Annotated in this window: 16 protein-coding genes; 4 read left to right on the forward strand and 12 right to left on the reverse strand. The window is 53.9% G+C overall.

From position 1 onward, the window contains the following. Nucleotides 1-156: 156 nt before the first annotated feature. From H8K04_16875 to H8K04_16885, 3 genes are all read left to right on the forward strand, one after another. A complete protein-coding gene (locus tag H8K04_16875; GenBank protein ID UVT15460.1) occupies nucleotides 157-2,223 on the forward strand; it encodes a universal stress protein in 2,067 nt (688 codons plus the stop codon). A gap of 75 nt (nucleotides 2,224-2,298) precedes the next feature. After that, on the forward strand, nucleotides 2,299-3,684 hold the full coding sequence (locus H8K04_16880; GenBank protein ID UVT15461.1) for a radical SAM protein: 1,386 nt from the start codon (nucleotides 2,299-2,301) through the stop codon (nucleotides 3,682-3,684). A 44-nt stretch (nucleotides 3,685-3,728) separates the two neighbouring features. Beyond that, nucleotides 3,729-4,238, forward strand: coding sequence for a hypothetical protein (locus H8K04_16885; GenBank protein UVT15462.1), 510 nt, complete (start codon nucleotides 3,729-3,731; stop codon nucleotides 4,236-4,238). A 152-nt stretch (nucleotides 4,239-4,390) separates the two neighbouring features. On the opposite strand, the gene H8K04_16890 is transcribed toward H8K04_16885, so the two are convergent. Beyond that, nucleotides 4,391-5,521: a beta-propeller fold lactonase family protein gene (locus H8K04_16890; GenBank protein UVT15463.1), complete on the reverse strand. Its 1,131-nt coding sequence runs from the start codon at nucleotides 5,519-5,521 to the stop codon at nucleotides 4,391-4,393. Between the two features lie 150 nt (nucleotides 5,522-5,671). On the opposite strand from H8K04_16890, the gene H8K04_16895 reads away from it, so the two are divergent. Beyond that, nucleotides 5,672-6,127 (forward strand): hypothetical protein, encoded by a 456-nt coding sequence (locus H8K04_16895; GenBank protein ID UVT15464.1) that lies wholly within the window; start codon nucleotides 5,672-5,674, stop codon nucleotides 6,125-6,127. Between the two features lie 15 nt (nucleotides 6,128-6,142). On the opposite strand, the gene H8K04_16900 is transcribed toward H8K04_16895, so the two are convergent. From H8K04_16900 to H8K04_16950, 11 genes are all read right to left on the reverse strand, one after another. Further along, nucleotides 6,143-7,108, reverse strand: coding sequence for a hypothetical protein (locus H8K04_16900; GenBank protein UVT15465.1), 966 nt, complete (start codon nucleotides 7,106-7,108; stop codon nucleotides 6,143-6,145). 248 nt (nucleotides 7,109-7,356) lie between these two features. Continuing rightward, the gene (locus tag H8K04_16905) at nucleotides 7,357-8,376 is read right to left on the reverse strand and encodes a hypothetical protein (GenBank protein ID UVT15466.1); all 1,020 of its coding nucleotides are present in this window, start codon (nucleotides 8,374-8,376) and stop codon (nucleotides 7,357-7,359) included. Between the two features lie 335 nt (nucleotides 8,377-8,711). Beyond that, entirely contained in the window at nucleotides 8,712-9,470 is a 759-nt protein-coding gene (locus H8K04_16910; GenBank protein UVT15467.1) for a 2OG-Fe(II) oxygenase, read from the reverse strand. A gap of 106 nt (nucleotides 9,471-9,576) precedes the next feature. Then, nucleotides 9,577-10,284, reverse strand: a complete 708-nt coding sequence (locus H8K04_16915) for an outer membrane lipoprotein carrier protein LolA (protein UVT15468.1) — start codon at nucleotides 10,282-10,284, stop codon at nucleotides 9,577-9,579. Then, entirely contained in the window at nucleotides 10,281-12,701 is a 2,421-nt protein-coding gene (locus tag H8K04_16920; GenBank protein ID UVT15469.1) for a DNA translocase FtsK, read from the reverse strand. Before H8K04_16920 ends, H8K04_16915 begins: the two co-directional genes overlap by 4 nt. A gap of 103 nt (nucleotides 12,702-12,804) precedes the next feature. Beyond that, on the reverse strand, nucleotides 12,805-13,476 hold the full coding sequence (gene phoU / locus H8K04_16925; protein ID UVT15470.1) for a phosphate signaling complex protein PhoU: 672 nt from the start codon (nucleotides 13,474-13,476) through the stop codon (nucleotides 12,805-12,807). Nucleotides 13,477-13,480: 4 nt separating this feature from the next. Next, nucleotides 13,481-14,290 carry a phosphate ABC transporter ATP-binding protein gene (locus tag H8K04_16930; GenBank protein UVT18026.1) on the reverse strand — a complete coding sequence of 270 codons (810 nt, stop codon included), beginning with the start codon at nucleotides 14,288-14,290 and terminating at the stop codon, nucleotides 13,481-13,483. A gap of 49 nt (nucleotides 14,291-14,339) precedes the next feature. Continuing rightward, entirely contained in the window at nucleotides 14,340-15,755 is a 1,416-nt protein-coding gene (gene pstA, locus H8K04_16935; GenBank protein ID UVT15471.1) for a phosphate ABC transporter permease PstA, read from the reverse strand. 52 nt (nucleotides 15,756-15,807) lie between these two features. Beyond that, nucleotides 15,808-18,129 carry an ABC transporter permease subunit gene (locus H8K04_16940; GenBank protein UVT15472.1) on the reverse strand — a complete coding sequence of 774 codons (2,322 nt, stop codon included), beginning with the start codon at nucleotides 18,127-18,129 and terminating at the stop codon, nucleotides 15,808-15,810. A gap of 123 nt (nucleotides 18,130-18,252) precedes the next feature. After that, nucleotides 18,253-19,245 carry a phosphate ABC transporter substrate-binding protein gene (locus tag H8K04_16945; GenBank protein UVT15473.1) on the reverse strand — a complete coding sequence of 331 codons (993 nt, stop codon included), beginning with the start codon at nucleotides 19,243-19,245 and terminating at the stop codon, nucleotides 18,253-18,255. A gap of 158 nt (nucleotides 19,246-19,403) precedes the next feature. Next, nucleotides 19,404-20,750: a porin gene (locus H8K04_16950; protein ID UVT15474.1), complete on the reverse strand. Its 1,347-nt coding sequence runs from the start codon at nucleotides 20,748-20,750 to the stop codon at nucleotides 19,404-19,406. Between the last annotated feature and the right edge of the window lie 105 nt (nucleotides 20,751-20,855).

A 20,855-nucleotide genomic window follows, 5' to 3' on the forward strand; every position in this document is an offset into this window, starting at 1 on the left:
CTTGTCTCTTGTCCATCCGCGGTGCCTTGCATTCCAGTTTCAGCCGGTGCTATCATTTGCCTTCTTTATAGAGTGGAGTGGCACGTTAATCGTTTGGATTTTCATACAATTACACGCGTTCGCCTGATCAAGATCGCGCCTTAAGGAGGCGCTGCAATGTATAAGACCATCTATATTCCGGTCGACAATTCCGACCATTCCAATTCAGCAGTGGATGTCGGCGTTCACCTGGCCAAAACCTTCGGCTCGAAGATTGTGGGAAGCCATGTCTATGCGGCAAAAATGCATGACAAACGCTTCAAACAGATGGAAGCCGGCTTACCGGAAGAATATCACGATGAAAAAGAACTCGACCGCCAGCGCCAGATTCATGATTCGCTGATCACCCGCGGACTCCAAATCATCACCGATTCCTATCTCGACTACGTTGATAAGAAATGTACCGAGGCAAATCTCCCGATCGAGCGGCGATCGCTCGAGGGGCGAAATTGGAAGGTGTTGGCTGAGGATATCAATACCAACGGCTATGACCTCGTCATCATGGGAGCACTGGGGGTCGGAGCGGTCAAAGACAGTGTGATCGGCAGCAATACCGAACGCGTTGTCCGCCGAGTCCGAAACTCCGACATGCTCATCATCAAGAACATTCAGCCCTTGAATGGCGGCAAAATCGTGGTGGCTGTCGACGGCAGTCCCTACTCGTTCGGCGGACTGATGACGGGTCTCGCTCTCGGCAAAGCGTTCAACATGCCGGTTGAGGCAATTTCAGCATTCGACCCGTATTTCCACTATGCCGCGTTCCACAGCATTTCCGGAGTCTTAAACGAAGAAGCCGGCAAGGTATTTCGTTTCAAAGAGCAGGAAAAGCTGCACGAAGAAATTATCGATAGCGGCTTGGCCAAGATCTATCAGTCCCATCTGGACATTTCCCGTGAAATAGCCCAAGCCGAACAAACCGATGTAAAAACGACGTTGCTCGACGGCAAGGCCTTCGAAAAAATCATTCAGTATGTCCGCAAGGATGTCCCAGCCTTGCTGATTGTCGGGCGCATCGGGGTCCATAGCGACGAGGACATGGACGTCGGCAGCAACACGGAAAACCTGCTCCGCAGTGCGCCTTGTAACGTGTTGATCTCCAACCGCAAGTATGTTCCACCGATCGATACGCAAGCCGAGTACACGATCGCCTGGACCGAAGAGGCTCTACGGCGGATGGAAAAGATCCCCGTGTTTGCACGAGGGGTTGCCAAGACAGCCATTCATCGATATGCCATTGAGAAAGGCCATACGATCATCAGTAACACCGTGGTGGATGCCGCGGTTGGGCACATCTTGCCCAAAGGCGCGATGGATGCCATGCGGGCCCTCGGTGGGAGCCTGGATGCGGCGGGTATCGACCGCGACAAGATGCAAGCCGACGAGGCTGTCACGAAAGATCTCATGGGCCCGACCTTGAGCGGGATCATGACCCAGATCGTTGAGGAGAAGCCGAAACAGATCGATGCCTCCACCCAGGCCTACTTGGACCGCATGGGTCAAAACTATTTTGTCTGTGACGGCTGCGGATACATCGGGAAGGGCGACGCGCCGGTGAGATGTCCCGTGTGCAGTGCGGATGGGACGAAATTCAAACAGGTCGATAAGAAGATCTTCGAAGTAGCCGCGTCGGCTGAAGGCGATCTGGAGACAGATGTCGCCTACGATGACGTGCCGATGCAATGGACCAAGGACGCGAAAGAGGCCATCCGCGCGGTACCGGCCGGCTTTCAACGGAGGCGCGCCAAGGCCAGAATTGAGAAGAGCGCGCGGAAGCTGGGCATGACGACGATCACGCTTGAATATGCAGCGCCGATGATCAAGGACGCGGCTGCCGAAGACTATACCCCCATTTTTTCCAACAAGGGCACCGGCACATCGCCTGCCGCGGAAGCCACGCTTACAGCCGCAAATGAGAACGGCGCAAATGGCCACAGTGAAGCGGCGTCACGGTATTCCTGGACGGAGGACGCACAGGCCAGATTGGATCGGGCTCCGGAAGGTTTCATGCGTGATTGCACCAAAGCGCTGATTCTGAAGCATGCTGAAAAAATTGGAGCGACCGTGATTACGATTGAGGTCGCGAATGAAGGTATCGAACAGGCCAAGGGATACATGGCGGAAGCCATGAAGACCGGTAATCTCAAGGACATGATCGCCAACCTCACCGGTAAGACCAGTACCTAGTCCTGAAGACGTGGTGCTGAGTGTGCCTTAACATATAACTCAGAATTGAACCCTCGGCACTCAGCACTAGACACCATGGGCAAATCTCTTCCCATCTTCAACGGTCCTTCGTCTCAGAGCGCCCTGAGTTCACTGCAACAGCAAATTGCTCAGTTTTTCACCCCCGCTCCGAAGGGGGAAGGGCCATTCGACGGTCGGACGGTTGACGACTTCAAGCCCTATCTCGTCGCGCTGAACTTGACCAAGCGTTGTAATCTCAAATGCAACCACTGCTATCTTGATGCGACAACTAAAGCTGCGGGTGGAGAGGACGAGCTAAGCACCGAAGAATGCTACCGGCTGATCGATCAGATCGCGGAAGTGAATAAGGGGTGCCTCCTCGTGATCACGGGCGGCGAACCGTTGGTCCGGCCGGATATCCTCGACATCGCCCGTTACGCCGTCAAGCTCGGTTTCATGGTGGTCTTTGGCACAAACGGCATGCTGATCGACGACCACCTGGCCAAAACCCTCGTGGAGATCGGTGTGATGGGCGTCGGCATCAGTATTGACTCATTGCAGGCAGCCAAACACGACGCCTTCCGGGGCGTGCCGGGAGCCTGGGAAGCCGCGGTGGCGGGTATTGAGGCCAGCAAGCGGAACGGTCTCCAATTTCAAGTGCATTTCAGCGCGCAGCCGATGAATTATAAAGAACTGCCCGACGTTATCGACTGGGCACACCGGCTCGGAGCCCGCGTGTTGAACGTCTTTTTCATGGTGTGTACGGGACGAGGCGAGGAACTGACGGATATCACGCCCGCTCAGTATGAAGAAGTGCTCGGGTATCTCGTTGAATGCCAAGATAATTACAAGGGCATGTTAGTGCGTGCCCGGTGTGCGCCGCACTTCAAACGGCTGGCCTATGAAAAGGACCCCAACTCCCCGATTACCAAGGCAACCGGATACATGGGGGGAGGGTGCCTCGCCGGCACGAACTACGCCAGGGTGACACCCAACGGTGAATTGACGCCCTGTCCCTATATGCCGCTGTCCGCCGGAAATTTGCGTCAACACAGTTTTGTCGATCTCTGGGAGCGATCGGACATCTTCAACTCGTTCCGGTACCCTCAGCTCAAGGGGAAATGCGGCGACTGCGAATACAGTGACATCTGCGGGGGCTGCCGCGCCCGCCCCTATGTCGACCATGGGGACTGGTTGGATGAAGATCAGTGGTGCCTGTACACGCCAAAGGGTGGAGAGAAAATCAAGGTGGCGTTCAATGTTTCCGAAGAGTCTGAAATGGCTTGGGATGACGCGTCAGCGCTCAGGTTGAGCCGTATTCCCTACTTTCTACGCGCCATGGTCAAGAAGGGTGTGGAGAAGCATGCCCGTGAGAACAATATCCCGCTCATCACCGTCGAATTGATGGAGGAACTGCGCAAGAAGCGATTCGGCAACGACGCGCCTGTCTTTAAGTTCTAGCCGTGGATTTCGTCCGCTTCACCCTTCACGCATAACCCTCACCTATGGATACCCTTCAAAGCATCACCACTGATCTCAACATCCTGATCCCCATCGTCAACCACTGGTTTCACCTGCTTTCAGCAATCATTTGGATCGGCGGCCTGGCATTTCTCGTCATGGCGGTCACACCGGGATTGAAGAAGGCGGTTTCGAAGGATCAGATCAAACCCATCACGGACGTGTTTTATCAGCACTACAAAAAGGTCGCCGGTGGCCTCTTGGTCGTTCTGCTGTTCACCGGGGGTGTGAACCTCCACTACGTCAATCAGGTCCTGATCTCGCAAACCGGCGCCGGCGTTCAGCACCACTCCAAGTACCTGATGGTCTTCATGATTAAGCTTCTCCTCGTGTTGGGGCTTCTCACGCTGTTTCTCTATACCGTCATTTTCAAATCCGAAGACGAAGCCGACGACACGGAATCGTATGAGGCGATTCCCTTCCAGCGCGCGGCTCTTTGGATGGGGTTCTTCATCATTCTGTGCGCCGCCGCCATGAAGCATCTGCACCAGTAACAGCTGTTACCGCTGTTGTCCCTGACATTCCTTGGGGCAATTCGATAGCTTGTCTGCTGAATCCGATAGGTCCCACTCGTCGGTCCACTCGACATTGAATTGCGGAAGGCCTCTCGAGCACATGACGATGTAGCGGTTGGATAAGAAAGGAACTATGGTCGGCCTGGAGAGGCGATTCCAATTGGACCATGTGGAGCTGTCGAAAACGTGGCAGGATTCATAGGGATTAGGACCCCACCGGCGCCGATCGCAAATCCAGCTATACTGGTGGACCCTGAATTGGCCACATAGAGGAATTGTCCTGTGGGATTGATCGTAATCCCTACCGGTGAGGAAGTCGCTCCAGTGGAAAATGCCGTCGGAGTCGTCGGTGTCAATAGTCCTCCCGCCCCAATGGCAAACGCTGCCACTTCATTCATGCCGCTATTCGTGACATACAAGAACGACCCGTTCGGTGAAATGGCCATCCTCTCAGGGCTCGATCCCAGCACCCCGGTGGAGAATGTCGGTGGGACTGTTGGCGTGAGAACGCCTCCTGCTCCAATAGAAAAGACTGCGATCGCATTCGTTCCACTATTCGCAACATACAAGAATGCGCTGTTAGGCGAGATTGCGAGTCCCTCCGGGGCTGGAGAGCCGGCACCAGTTGAAAATGTTGTGGGGCTCGTTGCGGTCAGCACCCCACCAGCACCAATCCTAAAGCCCGATACGTTGTGAGTACCGGAATTCGCGACATAGAGAAACTGTCCATTGGGTGATACAGCAATACCTCTGGCTAGCGTTCCACTCGTCGCAAAGGTCGCCGGGGTGCTCGATGTTAATACTCCTCCCGATCCGATTGAGAAACCGGCAACGGTGTTTGAGGCGCTATTGGCGACATAGGCAAATTGCCCGTTCGGTGTGACGATGATCCCGCGTGGAGAGGATCCCGCACCGGTTGAAAACGTGGCCGGAAGGGTCGGTGTCAAGTTTCCGGTCGCCGCGTTGATCGTGAAACCAGATATATTCGTGGAATTCTGGTTTGACGAGTATAGAAACTGACCATTCGGAGAAACTGCAACCCATTCAGTATTCGTACCTGTAACGAAAGTGGCTGGGGTCGTCGCAGTCAACAGACCTCCTGCGCCAATGGTAAAACCTGAGAGATTGTTGGATCCGCCATTTGCCGTATAAATCACGCCGGGCGTACCCTGAAATCCCCCGTTACCACCGCCACCGTCTGGACACCCGGTGAGAGCTAGCACCGTCGGCAATAGCAGAAGCACGCGCCTAGGTTTCTTCATGATCGCCTCCTGTAAAATGCCTGCCACGACAACCTAAGCCTATCTAAATGGTGTTCTTCTAAATCTTGCTTTGATTGAGTTTAAGCACTGCCATATTTCTATTTAAGTGTTGTATAGACTTGCCAAGATCTAGCGGTATAATTCTCTTGTATGAGACCTAAACGCCAAACCGCTGCGTTAATCTGTTATGGCTTAGTCCTGTCACTTCACGTGCCTCTATTGTTGGCTACTGAATTAGTGCGTGAAGAGTCCATCCCAATCCGAGCGATTATTGATAACCCTCAAGCCTTTAACATGCGGGCAGTGCGGCTTCAGGGAACGATCAAGTCGTTACAAGTGATTCCGGACGGCGGAGGCTGTCAAACGCAAGGAGCATATGATGCCTATGTGTTTCTCCTTGATGACCACACGGGGGAACTCCCAATTATTGACCGTGGGAAGTGTCTCGGTCCTAGGATTAGGCGACAAGCGGTCAAACCTCTGATGACGGAATTTTCAGCAGGAGAACATATCGAAGTCGTCATTGATGTGTCCGTCATCTATTCTCCCAACTTCGACTCCCATACATTAGAAGGAGCACTCCGATGGGTTAAACGAATTCCTTAAGTAAGCGTAGGTGCATTAGCTACGACCCGTTGACTTTCTTACGTCTCCGCATGATTCTACGACTTCCTGCTCCTGCACACGGTCTGAAATTAACACGAACTCTTCACGGCTCAGCAAGAGCACACAAATTTCTTCCCCTTGAGACCGATCATAATTTCGGACCTGCTGAATCGTGTGACCTCCTTCAAATAGATAGGTTTTGGATGTCCGCGAGACATCGTGGATGATCGTAATTCCACTATCCGCAACATTCATAAACGCAACTACGATTTCAAGACCGGGTTGGCCATCCGTGTCTACGAACAGTTTGACTTCACCCATCCTCCATCGGGAATCGGCGTAGGTTCCTATTTCGTGTTGTCGGTCTCGCAGAATACAGACGCATACGAGCTGATCTGTCGCATCTCGACTTTCAAAAATGACTTCTTTCCCCGACTCTCCATCGGTATCGACAACTTCTTTGATCTGTATGGTCGCCCACGACTCGTCACCATATTCCCTTACGGTCCGATCACGATCACGAATGATACATAAACAGCGTAATGTTCCCTCCTCAGTTTTGACGTGAACAAGAATTTCATCTCCGTCTATCGCATCCGTATTCGCCAGGGTTTTCACGTCAACTGAACCCCACCCAAGACCACCATAGAATTCAATCGACGTGGTCTTGTCATGAATGACGCAGACACAAGCGAGCAACCCTTCACGCGTATAGGCTAACAGAACGATTTCCGCCCCGGGATCTCCATCGGTATCCTGTACCGCAATGAGACTCACACTCTGCCATGCGCTGTTCTGGTACACACGCTTGGACTTCGTTTCGAGCGTCGTGACGCAAATCTTATTGAACTCACAAGCTGAGATCTCTTCTTGCAGGCCGTCATCGTTTGTTTCTCCGATGATCAAGGCAAACTCTGGACGCTTCCGATTGGTTTCAAGACGATCATTTGGCGCACTGGTATCAGAATGAGGATCGCGCATCGCTGCGTCACTGCTTGAAGCCGATGAGCTTTCATTGGCCGTGGAAGACACTGACAAGGAACTCGAATCCGGGGTACACGCGGCCTGGATGAATGACAGACAGAGTGCTATACACCAGAAACCTGATCTTGGTGAAAGACGTAGTGCTTGCATGATCACTCCAAGAGCATAGAGACCTCGATAAAGGTACCCGTGCGGGGCAGTCCGAACTCCACTGCCCCGCTTCACCCCTAACAGCTCCTCCTGAGTTAGTACTCAGTGGTTGAGTGTCCCGGATCATGCAATCCGTTCATATTCCCGCTGCTGACTAGTGCACCGGTGCCTGAACGAAGTTCCCAGGTTCCTTGACTCACCGAGCCGCCCGTGATCAACACATTTCCCGTATTACTTTGCAATTCTGCATTGTGCCCGTTACGACTGGCCCACAGAGTCCCAGTAGAGACAAGCGCCCCTGTGGAGTTTCGAATCTCCCACGACCCAGGACCCCAGGCACCACCAGCTATGAAAATGTTGCCATTCGGGAGTTTGTTACATGTATGTTCATCACGCTGGACCCAGAGATAATTCGCACTAATGAGCGTCATGCTACTGGTACGAAGTTCCCAACTGTTATAGCCTGGTCCACCACCTATCATCATAATATTGCCATTGGATAATTGAATGGCACAGTGCCCATAGCGACCAGACCACAAATAGATTCCCGTTGTACTCGTCCCGGACACGAGACTTCCTGTTGCGCTTCGGATTTCCCAGGTTCCAGAAGAAAAATTGCCCCCAGTGATCAAGACGTTCCCATTGGAAAGTAACGTCGCATTGTGAGCAAGCCTGTTTGCCCACAATGTTCCGTTGCTCACGAATCCACCGGCACTGTTGCGAATCTCCCAAGTTCCCGACGAAGACTCTCCTCCCACTATGAAAACGTTGCCATTATTGAGCACGGTACATGTAAATGAAAAATTGCGAGTTGCCCATAACGTTCCGTTACTGACAAGACCTCCAGTTGTATTGTGAATTTCCCATGTTCCTCCGGATGCCGTTCCTCCCGCGAGGAACATGTTGCCGTTGGCGAGTTTGACCGTACAGTGGTGGGCCCGTGTCGCCCACAGGGTTCCGGAATTGAGGAACCCCCCACTGCTATTGCGTCTCTCCCAGAATCCTCCTTGACCGCCCCCAGTCCCTCCTGCAATGAAATTATTGTTTGCAAAAACAAACGCAGCACTTCCAAACGTAACGCCAAGCATAAGCATCAACAGGAATAGTCGCCGCATATAGCACCTCCTTGCGTGATTTACTTACAATTAAATGGTGCGTATCGTTATGTAGGTAAGTACTTGGTAGTACTGTAGCTTAATTATGTTATGCGCTTGATTCTGTCAATAGTGCCGAATTCTCTCGATAGAGCTGAATAGCTCTACCTATGGAAGTAGGGATCGAGGCGCTACTGCGGAAGATCCCATGCTAATCAATCAGAGGATCGATCAAGTGGCCGAGCTTCTCGACTTGGCGATTTGGAGTTACAAGTCTTACCGGATGGCTTTTGAGAAGAGACTGGCACTTCAGATTTGTCGATGGCGTGATGTTGACGAAATGCCTACTGCAGTCGTCACCTGGAGCGGTTCAGGCCCAGAGCGCGCTTGAAGACCGATTTGAAGCCGAAGTAGCCGAAGGAATCTTTGAGGTTGGAATAGAGCCGTTTCACGGTGCCCATATCCGGATTGGTGACGTACTCCATCGTCAAGGCGATCCGCTCCTCCCCCTCTCCGAGAGGCGTGACCGCATGCCAAAGCTTGTCACCGTTGAAAATCACCATATCACCAGGTTCAGTGACCAGTTCAAGATGCTGCGGCTGCTTGGTCGGGTGGTCCTTGAAGAGCTCGCACACAAGTTTGCAATGAGTAGACCGATCGACAAGCCCCATCAGGATCGTATAACGCGCGCCTTTATAATAGGACGTGTCGTAGTGGAAACCGATATGGTCACCCGGTTCGGTGTAGTAGTAGAGGGCGCATGAATGGGGATCGTTGTCGGGGCAAAACATGAGCTTCGCATCAACGAGCCGATTTAAGAACTCTCTGAACGATTCGGCACGGTAGAGATCGAGAAAGCGTGGAGCCTTCTCCTGCACGGTATAGTAACTGACGCTCCCGCCTTTCTTATGACCGGGAATGTAATTGCGATTGAGTTCCCCTTTGACACCCTGGGCCTGGGGAACGAGCACTTCCTCTACAAAGGCGCGGGGCAAGAATTGCTTGATAACTAAGAACTCGTCTTGCTCCCAATACTCTTGGCGGAGACGAGCGAAATCCAATGCAGTGACCGCCTGGTCGACAGCTTCCATTACCATGTTCTCGTGAACGATCATGACTCGGTGCACCTTCTGTCTCGACCCGTTACGCCCGCATTCCTCAATCGCAAGAGACTTTCAACCTTTTACAATTGAGATTGACCCGATGAATGGCGCCGGCTCCCTACGGCCCATTCAATACCGGAGCCCTCACCACTTCGGCATCCGGCGGTGTTTTAAAGTCGAACACCTCATTACCTAATCCGAGGTTGGGTTTCAAGTTCGAAAATTCAAAGACGGCCACATTGCCGCTGATTTCATGAAGGGCCACGGTACGGATGAAATAGGTTTTGGGGAACACCTCGACGACGATCTTCTGAAGACCCTGGGCAGAGTCATGTTCCTTGCCTTTGGGAATAAGCGTAATCAGCGGGATGCCACCCACTCCACGCTCCGTTCCGGTGGTGGGTTCAATCTCATACGACTCATCCAATCTTGCCGCTCCCCGCAGCAGTTCCAATGGCGCTTGTGAGGCGGCCATTTGCGTCAGTTTCCCGACCAAGACCTGCTTATGTTCGGGGACGTACACCTTCACATCGTCCTGGTTCACATAAATTTGCTCGCTGGCCGGATCAAGGTAGTCCCACCTCAAACGACCAGGCTTTTTGATATACACCTTGCCGGCCGACGTCACAGGCCGTTCAAACCCCTCGATCTTGGTTTTTTGAGAAAAGTCGGCCTGCAGATCTTTTGTTTTTTCATACCGTGTTTGCAACTGCTTGACGACCCCACGGACTTCCTGCAAGGCCTTCTCATCAATTGGTCCGTCTGCGGCCCAAACCGGCAAGACAAACACCACGCTCAACGATGCCGCCAGCCACCAGTGTATCATGCTTCCGTCGCACCAACCGGTCCGCGCCGTCCAAGGACTTCACGTCGCCCGTCCCGCCCCGCCGCTCCCACAATGCCTTCCGATTCCATTTGTTCAATCATACGCGCTGCTCGAGGATAGCCTACCCGCAGGCGGCGCTGAATCAAAGAAGCCGAAGCTTGGCCGGTCGACAGTACCAGATCTTTGGCCTGTTCATACACCTCGTCTTTGGCCTCCTCCTCCGCCGCTTCTTCCGACTTCAGCGATTGCAATTCCTGGTTGTAGATCGGGAGTGCTTGCTTCTTCACGAACTCAACAACCGATCGGACATCGTCATCCGACACAAAGGACCCATGCAGACGAGCGAGGCGGCCCGTACCGGAGGCCAGATACAGCATATCGCCTCGGCCCAGGAGAGCCTCGGCTCCGTTCGCATCCAGAATGGTGCGCGAGTCGGTCTTCGAGGATACTTGGAACGCGATGCGTGCGGGGAAATTCGCCTTAATCAAGCCTGTGAGGACATCCACGGATGGGCGCTGGGTGGCCAGCACCAGATGAATCCCGGACGCTCTGGCCATCTGAGCGAGCCGGGCGATCTTATCTTCGACATCCTTGGGAGCGACCATCATCAGATCCGCCAATTCGTCGATCATGACGACGATAAAGGGTAACGGTTCCGGCGGCGTCGGTTTCGGTTGCATGCACCCTTGCTCTCCCTCGGCAATCGAGGTTTCGCCGGCAGAGAGGCGATCCTCTTCAGAGAGGAACTGCATCGGAAGCTCAGGCTGTTCGACGCCTGGGGCGTTGTTTTCAGCAAAGGTCTCATGCAACCCGGCGACCTTTCGATTGTACGCATCGATATTCCGTACTCCGGCCTCAGCCAACAGCTTGTACCGCCGCTCCATTTCGGCGACGACCCAGCCCAGTCCTCTCGCGGCTGATTTTGGCTCCGTAATCACCGGTCGCAACAGATGGGGAATACCCTCATACGATTGAAACTCGAGCATCTTCGGGTCAATGAGCAGGAGTTTCACTTCACTGGGCTTGGCGGAGAAGAGGATACTGAGCAACATCGTGTTCAAACTGACGCTCTTCCCCGCACCGGTCGCACCGGCCACCAAAAGATGCGGCATCGTCTTCAGGTCGGCTGTGATCGGGGCACCGAAAATATCCTTGCCTAACGCGAGTGTCAGCCTGGATCTTGCCCGACTGAAGGCTTCGCTCATGACGACTTCTTTCAGGGACACCGTCTCCCGGGACCGATTCGGCACTTCGATCCCAACCACTGATTTGCCCGGCAACGGCGCGACGATTCGCAGACTGGTCGCCTTGAGCGCCAACGCAAGGTCATCGGCCAAATTCACAATACGAGCGACCTTCGTCCCGGGCGCCGGCTCGAATTCATACATCGTGACGACGGGGCCGGGCCTCACTTCCGTCACGGTGCCTTCAATGCCGAAGCTCATCAGGGCTCGTGATAAGATCTCGGATTGCGCTTTGAGCTCTTCATCTGACATCCGATCCATCGGCCCGGACGGATCGCTTAACAGAATTTCAGGATCCGGTAATTGATACGCTCCGGACTCCGTCTGTGGAACAACCACATCCGGCTCAGCCGCTTCTGATTGTACCGGCGGAGTTGAAATAGGGAACGGCTGAATAATTGGAGGTGCAGGAGCCGGAGTCGGTCTTGCCTCCTCCAGGCTTTCAGCAAACGGCTCCTCCTGCGCCGTCGGGACGGGTTTAGGGGTTTTGACCCGTTGTCTGCGATTGCCGACCTCTTTCTCAGCCTCAACCGATCGCTCGGGCATCATGGCGGACATCCCTTCACGCAAAGAACCCCACCGTTCCGGCATGCGACGCACGACTTCGGCTAACGACAGAGGTGTTGTCAGCAAGAGCGACACAAGGAATCCCGCAATAATAAGAATATGTGCACCGGTCCCGGCAAACACCGCGCGAAGGCCTTCGGCGATCGTCTGACCGACGATCCCACCGGCCACCCCACGGGAAATCATTCCGCTGGTCAGTGTCGGAACCCCCGTCATTTCAAGATGCAGAAATGCACTCAGAAAGAAGACTGCGGCCAAGGAACTCGCAGCCGTCCGGAATCTGATACTCACCGGTGCCTGAGAGAAGCAGCGAAAGCCTAACCGGCCTAAAAGCAAGGGAAAGAGGTAGGCCGCTCCACCGATGCTATAAAAGAACCCACCGGCCAATAACGCGCCAAAGGAACCAATGAGATTCTGAGGCGGTCTTGCAGCCGGCGTTCCGGATGCCACAATCTGCGCTTCCCCGGGCACAAACGACAGAAGGCTCAACAGCATGAGCAAGCTCAATGCGATCAAGATCACGCCGATCACTTCCCGCTGAATATGAGAAGGGGGAGAAGGGGCACGGCGGGTTTCGCCCCGCTTAGCCGAGGTGGTGGCACCCATGGAGCGGATGCTAGCACAGGGGGAGGGTCATTTCAAACGAACACGCGTCTGCATCACCACCCCCGGGGGGCTGTACTTTTTGAACGAAAGACGATTCTCGGCATCACAACGAAACGGGAGGTGATGTGTGCCGAATAATCTTGCCTTCCACCAAATAGACCACCAGTTCAGCGATATTGGTGGCATGGTCGGCTATCCGCTCAAGATATTTTGCGATAAAGCTCAACCGGATGGCACGGGTAATCGTGCGTGGGTCCTCGATCATAAAGGAGAGCAGCTCACGAAATAACTGTTCCATCAGATCATCGACGAAATCGTCATCCATGAGCACCTTCCTGGCGAGATGCGCATCCTCCTTAATGAACGCATCGATGCTTTCCTTGACCATCATGCGCGCAAGGCTTCCCATCCTCGGAATATCGATGTAGGGCTTCAGCTGAGGTTCTTCGTTTAACTCGATCACCCGCTCTGAAATATTCTCGGAAAGATCACTGATCCGCTCGAGCTCGGTGGAAATTTTCATGGCCGTCGTGACCAATCGTAGGTCCCGCGCGGCGGGCTGGTGAAGCGCCAACGACTCAATGCAGGCTTCGTCGATCTCCACGTCCAGCGCATTGACCTTGTGGTCCCGCTCGATCACCTGACAGGCCAGAGCCGAATCGCGTGTGACCAATGCAGTCAATGCTTTGTCGATCTGGTCCTCCGCAAGACCGGCCATCCGCGCCAGCTTCGTTCTTAGTTCGGCAAGTTCTTCGTCGAAATGTCGTTGCACCATCGGGTCACCCGAATCGTCCGGTGATATAGTCTTCCGTCTGCTTCTTCGACGGGTTCGTGAACACCTGTTTCGTGAGACCGAACTCGATCAATTGGCCGAGATACATGAATGCCGTACAATCTGATACCCGCGCCGCTTGCTGCATGTTGTGCGTCACGATGACGACGGTCAAATCTTTTTTCAGTGAAAATAACAATTCTTCGATAATCCCTGTGGCAATCGGATCGAGCGCGGAACAGGGCTCATCCATCAGAAGGACGTCCGGCTTGACCGCAAGAGCCCGTGCAATGCAGAGTCGTTGCTGCTGCCCCCCGGACAAACCAAGAGCGCTCTTGTGGAGCCGATCCTTTACTTCCTCCCATAAACCGGCCCCTCGGAGACTTCTTTCGACGATGTCTTCCAACACCGATCGATTTCTCAAACCTTGCAGGCGCGGGCCATAGGCGACATTCTCATGGATTGATTTGGGAAAGGGATTGGATTTTTGAAACACCATGCCCACACGTTTACGAAGATCTGTGATATCGATCGCGGGATTGAAGATATCGATGTCGTCAATGAGAATGTTTCCTTCGTGTCGCGCACCTTCAATGAGATCATTCAGGCGGTTCATGCACCGGAGCAACGTAGACTTCCCGCAGCCGGACGGCCCAATGAACGCGGTCACTTGATTCTCGGGAATGTCCATGACGATCTTGAACAGTGACTGGACCGGCCCATAGAAAAAGTTAAAGTCTTGAACTCGAAGCTTAGACTTCCCCTGAGCACCGGGCTGATGCGGCACCTTGGAATCAAGTGAGTCCATGTTCTGCATCTCCACTGTGAAAGAGGGCGGTGCGAGGGTAGGGACACTGGACTTTATATCATACTGCTGATCCAGCATATTTCCTCCTCAGTCTATTCCGCAAGATAATGCCTGTCAGGTTAAGCGTCACGACGACAAGAATCAACACCAACGTGGTGACATAAACCATGGGCTTGGCCGCCTCAACGTTCGGCGATTGGAAACCTACATCATAGATATGAAAGCCCAAGTGCATGAACTTTCGGTCTAAATGAAGAAACGGCCATGTCCCGTCTATCGGCATAGCTGGCGCTAGTTTCACGACACCGGTCAACATCAAGGGCGCGACCTCGCCGGCCGCACGGGCCATGGCGAGAATCAGTCCGGTGAGAATCCCGGGGAGAGCCGTAGGGAGCACGACCTTCCACATCGTTTCCCATTTGGTCGCGCCCAAACCGATCGATCCTTCACGGTATTCTCGAGGCACCGCGGCAAGTCCCTCTTCGGTTGCGACGATTACGACTGGAACGGTCAGCAGCGCAAGGGTTAAAGAGGCCCAGAGGATACCGCCCGTACCGAACGTGGGAGACGGCAGTCGTTCAGAAAACCACAGCGCATCCAGTGTCCCGCCAACGCCGTAGACAAAGAATCCCAACCCGAACACACCGAAGACGATCGAAGGAACCCCTGCGAGATTGTTGACCGCGATCCGGACGACCCTCACAATCACCCCTTGTCGGGCATACTCCCTGAGATACAGGGCCCCGATGACGCCAAAGGGGGTCACAACAAAACTCATGATGATGACCATCATGACGGTACCGAAAATTGCCGGGAAGATCCCACCCTCGGTGTTAGCCTCGCGCGGCTCCGTGGTCAGGACCGTCCAAACATTGCCGACATAGACCCACACCTTTTCCAAAGTCGACAGATCGTTGGGTCGGAACACCCGCATGACTTGGCCGATCGAAAGAGACTTTTCTTTCCCATTTGCGTCGGTAGCGAGCACCGTATACGGATTCTCAGCCTCAGTTGAGTCTGTATGCCGAAGAAGCGGCGGTAGTGACCGCCACACGGCATCCGCGCCCTCGGCCACGACCTGTTCTTCTTTCAAGAGGGTCCGTAGGCGTCCGTAGAAGTTTCCCCACTCGCGTCGTTCCACCATCACAAGGTCACGTGGCCTCGTCTGCTCAACGATTTGGTCGGTATTGATCCACCGATAGTCCAACCCGTAAAGATCTCGATTGCCGATCTTCATCCTGATTCGCGGGATGCCTTTCGGACCAACTTCCTCACCGGCCAATTGACCGATCACATGTTTTCCATCCTTCAACGTCAATTCGACGAGGTCAGCCGGCCAGAAAAACCCGAAACCGTTGATGAGGATAAGAACCAGGAGCCCGCCGATCATGAGGAGCGAAAGAGAAAGACCCGCTCCACAGCTCCAAATGAAGAGCTCACCGCTACCGAAGAAGTGCTTGAACCATAATTTCATCACACCACTCTTGTACTTGCCTTGCGAGATCTCCTCGCGGATTCCACTCTGACTAGAATTGACTGTATTTTTCCCTAAGCCGTTGTCGAATCAGTTCCGCCGCCGTGTTGAGAACAAAGGTAGCGACAAACAGGAGCAACCCCGCCAAAAAGAGCGTACGATACAAAGTTCCGCCGTGCGGGGCTTCGGGAATCTCCACGGCAATATTCGCGGAGAGCGTTCGAAACCCGTTGAATAGGCTCCAGTCCATGATCGGTGTATTGCCGGTCGCCATCAGGACAATCATGGTCTCTCCGACAGCCCGCCCTAGCCCAATCATCAGAGCCGAGAAGATGCCCGGGCTGGCTGAAATCAGGACCAAATGCATAAGCGTTTGCCATCGTGTGGCACCAAGCGCCAAGGAACCGGCGATGAGATTCTTAGGAACATTGGAGAGGGCTTCTTCCGAGATGCTGTAGATGATAGGAATGATCGCAAACCCCATGGCCACGCCGACCACGATGGCGTTTCGCTGATCGTAATTCAGGCCTAGATGTGCCTCCAGCCATGGCTTATAGTGCCCGTCGAACAAGAGCGACTCCCACCATGTGTTGGTCGCAAGGCACCACCAGACAACTGCGACGATGATCGGCATCATGAACAACGCCTCGACCCCCGGACGGACACGATGGCGAAGGGAAGCGGGCAGCATCAGATAAAGCGCGGCAGAGACAAAGATAGCCAATGGAATGACCAGGATCATCGCCGTCATCGCGGGAAAGTTCCGCTCCAGAACAGGGGCAAACCAGAGTCCGGCAAGAAATCCGAGGACCACAGTGGGGAGCGCCGCCATAATTTCAATCGTGGGCTTGATCTTCGCCCGGAGGGTCGGATGCATGAACATGGCTGTATAAATCGCGGCCAGTACCGACAACGGAACCGCGAGCAACACCGCATAGAAGGTGCCTTTCACCGTGCCAAAGATAAGAGGGGTCAAGCTGAACTTTGGCTCAAAATCATCCGACCCACTCGATGATTGCCAGACAAGCTGTGGTCGCTCATACCCCTCATACCAGACCGGTGAGAATAAGGTTGCCCAGGTAATTTCCGGATTAGGATTCGCAATCTGGTAATGGACCAGTCGATTATTCTCGGTCAAGCTGACAAGGCCGTCTGCCTTTGGAGAAAAATAGGTATTGCGAAGCAGCCCCTGTTGCGGAGTAAGAGTCAGCAACGTTTGTTCAGAAGTCGAATGATGCAGCCGGATTTCCCCTCCGGCATCGGTAGTGATAAAGCCCTTGTCCCGCTGTGAAATCGTGATGTCCGTGACCGCGCTCGAATGAGAGGCGAACCGATGGATGGCCGTCATATGCGTCGTATTGCTTCGAGGGTGCTCCCGCACAGGTGTCCACACGGCAATCTTCCCTGACGCGTTGCCGACAACAAGACTCCGATCCCCCATCAAGTAGGCAAGCGCAGTGATCGCTTCGCCTTTCTCGGAAGCCTGAGTCGTCTCAACAAGCACAGGCTGTGCAGGTTCCCGTAGGTCGAAATGATACAGCTTCCCCTCATCCGTGCCGACGGCGAGGATTTCCGCACGACTCCCAAGCGTAAGCGCCGTCGGCAGACCTGAGATGTTGGGCGTGAGATCAACTTGCGTGATCGAGGGAGTGGACGTTCCATCCGGACGTGATACCGTTCGGCTCGTCGTGAGCCAGAGATGCCGGTCTTTCAACAGCGCGGCAATCCGAACATCGGATTCCGCGCTCTGGTAGGCCATTTTCGAAATGGCTTGTGGAGTCGGTGCGGCAAGGATTGGTGCCAGAACGGTGACTACCGGGGAGAGTGAACGTTCGTTATCTTTAAACTCCTGAGCGAATTCGATCGCCACCGGAATGACGCGCCCATCCCCTGTGCCCATGGCCACATTGTGCCCTTTCCCGAATGCACGTCCTAACGCCGTCACGGATTCATCGGGCAACAAGTCACGCGAAGGAATCTTTGATGGAGTGTGAGCCGCTCCTCCTAAGAAAACAAAGTCGAGGGAATCACCGCGTAGCACATAGGCGACCTCTTGCTGTTCATCGATTCCGATGATGGCGGCGGAAAACGAACGCTCCAGCGGTGAGAGTGAAACCGGCTCAGTCGGTGTGGCTCGGGTTGGTTGAAAGAGCGGGATGACTTCCTTGACCAGAAACACACACATTCCGAGAATACAGAGGATAATGCCGATCCCGCCGGTCCTGATGATGAAGCCCGTGAGCCGATCCGTGATGGTCCTGATTTGGCGGCGGCTGAATAGCCCGCCCACAAGGGCAGGGGTCGGAATTGAACCCCCGCCTGAAGAGGACTCTCCTTGAGCAGCGGGTATCGGTGTGAATGGCGGCACGTTCATACCCTGACTGTGACTCCTCTTCCCGACACGGCCGCATTGCCAGCTGCCCCACATTTCTCACAGGAAAGTGAGCGATCATGGACTGTTCACGATGACTCTATTCCTGACAGCTTGGCGTGAAACCTATTCGACCTTCGGCAATTCCTTTTCGATCACGGCCTGAGGGAGCGGGAAGAAGCCATCCTTGATCACTACGGCTTGCCCCTCTTTACTATAGATGAACTTAATGAATTCCTTCACGAGTGGATCGAGAGGCTTGTTCGGCGCTTTGTTCACGTAGATCAGCAGGTGCCGCCAGAGGGGGTACGATCCGTTCATAGCGTTTTCTTGCGTGGGGGCGACGAAAGGGCCTCCTTCTTTTTCTGCCAATGAAAGAGCCCGTACACCTGACGTCAAATAGCCGATACCGCTGTAGCCGACGCCTGCAGGATCCTCCGTGATCCCCTGGACTACCGAAGCAGAACCCGGTTGCTCCTTGACCTCATCCTTGTAGTCGCCGTTTTTCAACGCATACTCCTTGAAAAACCCATAGGTGCCGGATGCCGAGTTGCGGCCGTAAATGCTGATCGGAGATGCCGCCACTTCGCCTGTCACGCCAAGCTGAGCCCATCGCTCCAGGTTTTCTTGAGCACCGCGTCGACGCGTCTTGGAAAAGATTCCATCGACTTGCGTCATCGTGAGCCCCGGGACTGAGTTGTCCTTGTTGACGTAGACGGCCAGCGCATCGATGGCGACGGGAAAAGCGGTCGGCTTATATCTGAACTTTCGTTCGAAGGCATCGATCTCGGTATTTTTCATCGTTCTGGACATCGGCCCCAGTTGAGCCGTTCCTTCGATCAGGGCCGGAGGGGCGGTGCTTGATCCCTTGCCTTCGATTTGGATTTTGACCTGAGGATATTGCTTCCGAAAACCTTCGGCCCAGAGCGTCATGAGGTTGTTGAGCGTGTCCGAACCGATGCTGTTGACATTGCCGGATACCCCGCTGACTTTGATATAGCCTTTTAAGGCTGGGTCCAGCACGATGGCATCATCGGCATAGACCAATGGGGCGGCCGAAACAAGAGCTCCAATGAACACGAAAGCTGACAGACCAGACTTGGCAACTGATAATTTCATAGATAGTCCTTTCATTAGCCCTGACACCATAGCCTTGTTCTGTTATCAGCACGTTACGAGAGTGTTACGGGAATGTTACGTCCTGTCTGGTTCAGGTCCCCGTACATTCATTTCACGGACAAGACGATTTTGCCCCCTCCCCGTAAACCCGTAACACGCTAGAAGTTATATTGCAGCTGCGTACGGACAATATCTCCTTCCCGGATGTTGTAGGGGGCGGTCTGCGTATCGGTGCGTCTGCTTCGCGCATACGCAATCGTGAATTCCAAGGCTTTGCTTATGTGCCACTCAGCCCCGATTTCCCATTCTCGGACGACATTGAAAGGTGTATTGGTTCGATGCTTCTTTGCCCCGCTATATTCTTGATAACGCACATAAGGGATGAGGGAGGTCAACCACGGCTTGTTGACGTCCCATTTGTACATCCCTTGGACGTATCCGCCCTGGATAGAGCCCTCTTCAATCACGGTTCTTGTCGCGTTCAACTGGGGTCCATGACCCCAGTTCCATTCAGCTTGGAAACCAATCGGCTGAGGATACAGCACAAAGTGCACGCCGACTCGCTCATCGAGAATGTTCCCGTTATTGATGAGAGTGGGAGCCCCCCCTGGGAGCCCGGTACCTGATGGGGTTCCGACATTGAAGGTTCCACGGTACGCATCCACTCCGAACTGGATAATCTGCCCGTATGGCAATTCAAGAGGATAGGTGGCATGCAGGACGATATGCTTATTGTCATTGCGTTCCGAGACATTGATGGTCTGGCCGTTATACACCCCGACACCGAGGACGCCATAGTCTCCCGATCCCTTGAGGCCCGAGTCGACCAGTTTCTTAAACAATTTTCTGGTGTCACTCGGCGTGTAATAGATGAAAAATCCCAGATCGCGCTCGCCGTTCAACGCACTGTTGATCCCGTCGCTTCGGTCGAAGGCAAGCCGATTTTGGCTGGACTGAAGATTTTCAAACCCAAACGGAACCTTCGACTGTCCGACTCGAACTCGCAACTCTTTTTCCGCGAACATAAGAAAGGGTACGGGCATAAAGATATCGGCATAGGCGTCGCGAAGTTGCACGAAGTGGTTGCTCTGATCTCCGGTGGTGCCCGGAACAGTACCTGCAAATTCCGGTTGAATATAGAATGACAGCCAGTCCGTGACATCCCCTGAAATCACGAGTCGGACGCGGCGGAAGGCGAAGCCTGTATTATCCCGAATGGTGTTGTCGTACTCGCTCCGTATGCTCTTATCACCGGGAAGATAGGTATAGCGAGCTTGCACATAGCCCCGTATGCTGATCTTATCGAACCACTTCTTGATCGCTGACCGTTCCTGAATAATCGCTTCTTCTTTCTCATGCTCGGCCTTGAGTTTGAGCCATTCTTCTTTCGTGATCTGCCCCTTTTCGTAAAGGAGATCCTCGACGCTGGCATGAACCATGGTGGCCGAGAAGATCCCACCAAGACAGATCACACACACCGTAACTGCGAACCACCATCCCTTCATGAAACTCCCTCCTCTCCGCTATTCAGTTCATAACGCGCACTGTGCGCACTGTGCATACCGTGCGATTTCGAACACGGCACAGAGATATAGAGGTCCCCGATTAAG

The organism is Nitrospira sp., assembly GCA_024760525.1.
Classification (GTDB): domain Bacteria; phylum Nitrospirota; class Nitrospiria; order Nitrospirales; family Nitrospiraceae; genus Nitrospira_D.

Bases quoted from the DNA above. Each gene is read 5' to 3' on its own strand.
- H8K04_16875 (UVT15460.1), top strand. From the start codon at position 157: ATGTATAAGACCATCTATATTCCGGTCGACAATTCCGACCATTCCAAT.
- H8K04_16880 (UVT15461.1), top strand. From the start codon at position 2,299: ATGGGCAAATCTCTTCCCATCTTCAACGGTCCTTCGTCTCAGAGCGCC.
- H8K04_16885 (UVT15462.1), top strand. From the start codon at position 3,729: ATGGATACCCTTCAAAGCATCACCACTGATCTCAACATCCTGATCCCC.
- H8K04_16890 (UVT15463.1), bottom strand. From the start codon at position 5,521: ATGAAGAAACCTAGGCGCGTGCTTCTGCTATTGCCGACGGTGCTAGCT.
- H8K04_16895 (UVT15464.1), top strand. From the start codon at position 5,672: ATGAGACCTAAACGCCAAACCGCTGCGTTAATCTGTTATGGCTTAGTC.
- H8K04_16900 (UVT15465.1), bottom strand. From the start codon at position 7,108: ATGCGCGATCCTCATTCTGATACCAGTGCGCCAAATGATCGTCTTGAA.
- H8K04_16905 (UVT15466.1), bottom strand. From the start codon at position 8,376: ATGCGGCGACTATTCCTGTTGATGCTTATGCTTGGCGTTACGTTTGGA.
- H8K04_16910 (UVT15467.1), bottom strand. From the start codon at position 9,470: ATGATCGTTCACGAGAACATGGTAATGGAAGCTGTCGACCAGGCGGTC.
- H8K04_16915 (UVT15468.1), bottom strand. From the start codon at position 10,284: ATGATACACTGGTGGCTGGCGGCATCGTTGAGCGTGGTGTTTGTCTTG.
- H8K04_16920 (UVT15469.1), bottom strand. From the start codon at position 12,701: ATGGGTGCCACCACCTCGGCTAAGCGGGGCGAAACCCGCCGTGCCCCT.
- phoU (UVT15470.1), bottom strand. From the start codon at position 13,476: ATGGTGCAACGACATTTCGACGAAGAACTTGCCGAACTAAGAACGAAG.
- H8K04_16930 (UVT18026.1), bottom strand. From the start codon at position 14,290: ATGCAGAACATGGACTCACTTGATTCCAAGGTGCCGCATCAGCCCGGT.
- pstA (UVT15471.1), bottom strand. From the start codon at position 15,755: ATGAAATTATGGTTCAAGCACTTCTTCGGTAGCGGTGAGCTCTTCATT.
- H8K04_16940 (UVT15472.1), bottom strand. From the start codon at position 18,129: ATGAACGTGCCGCCATTCACACCGATACCCGCTGCTCAAGGAGAGTCC.
- H8K04_16945 (UVT15473.1), bottom strand. From the start codon at position 19,245: ATGAAATTATCAGTTGCCAAGTCTGGTCTGTCAGCTTTCGTGTTCATT.
- H8K04_16950 (UVT15474.1), bottom strand. From the start codon at position 20,750: ATGAAGGGATGGTGGTTCGCAGTTACGGTGTGTGTGATCTGTCTTGGT.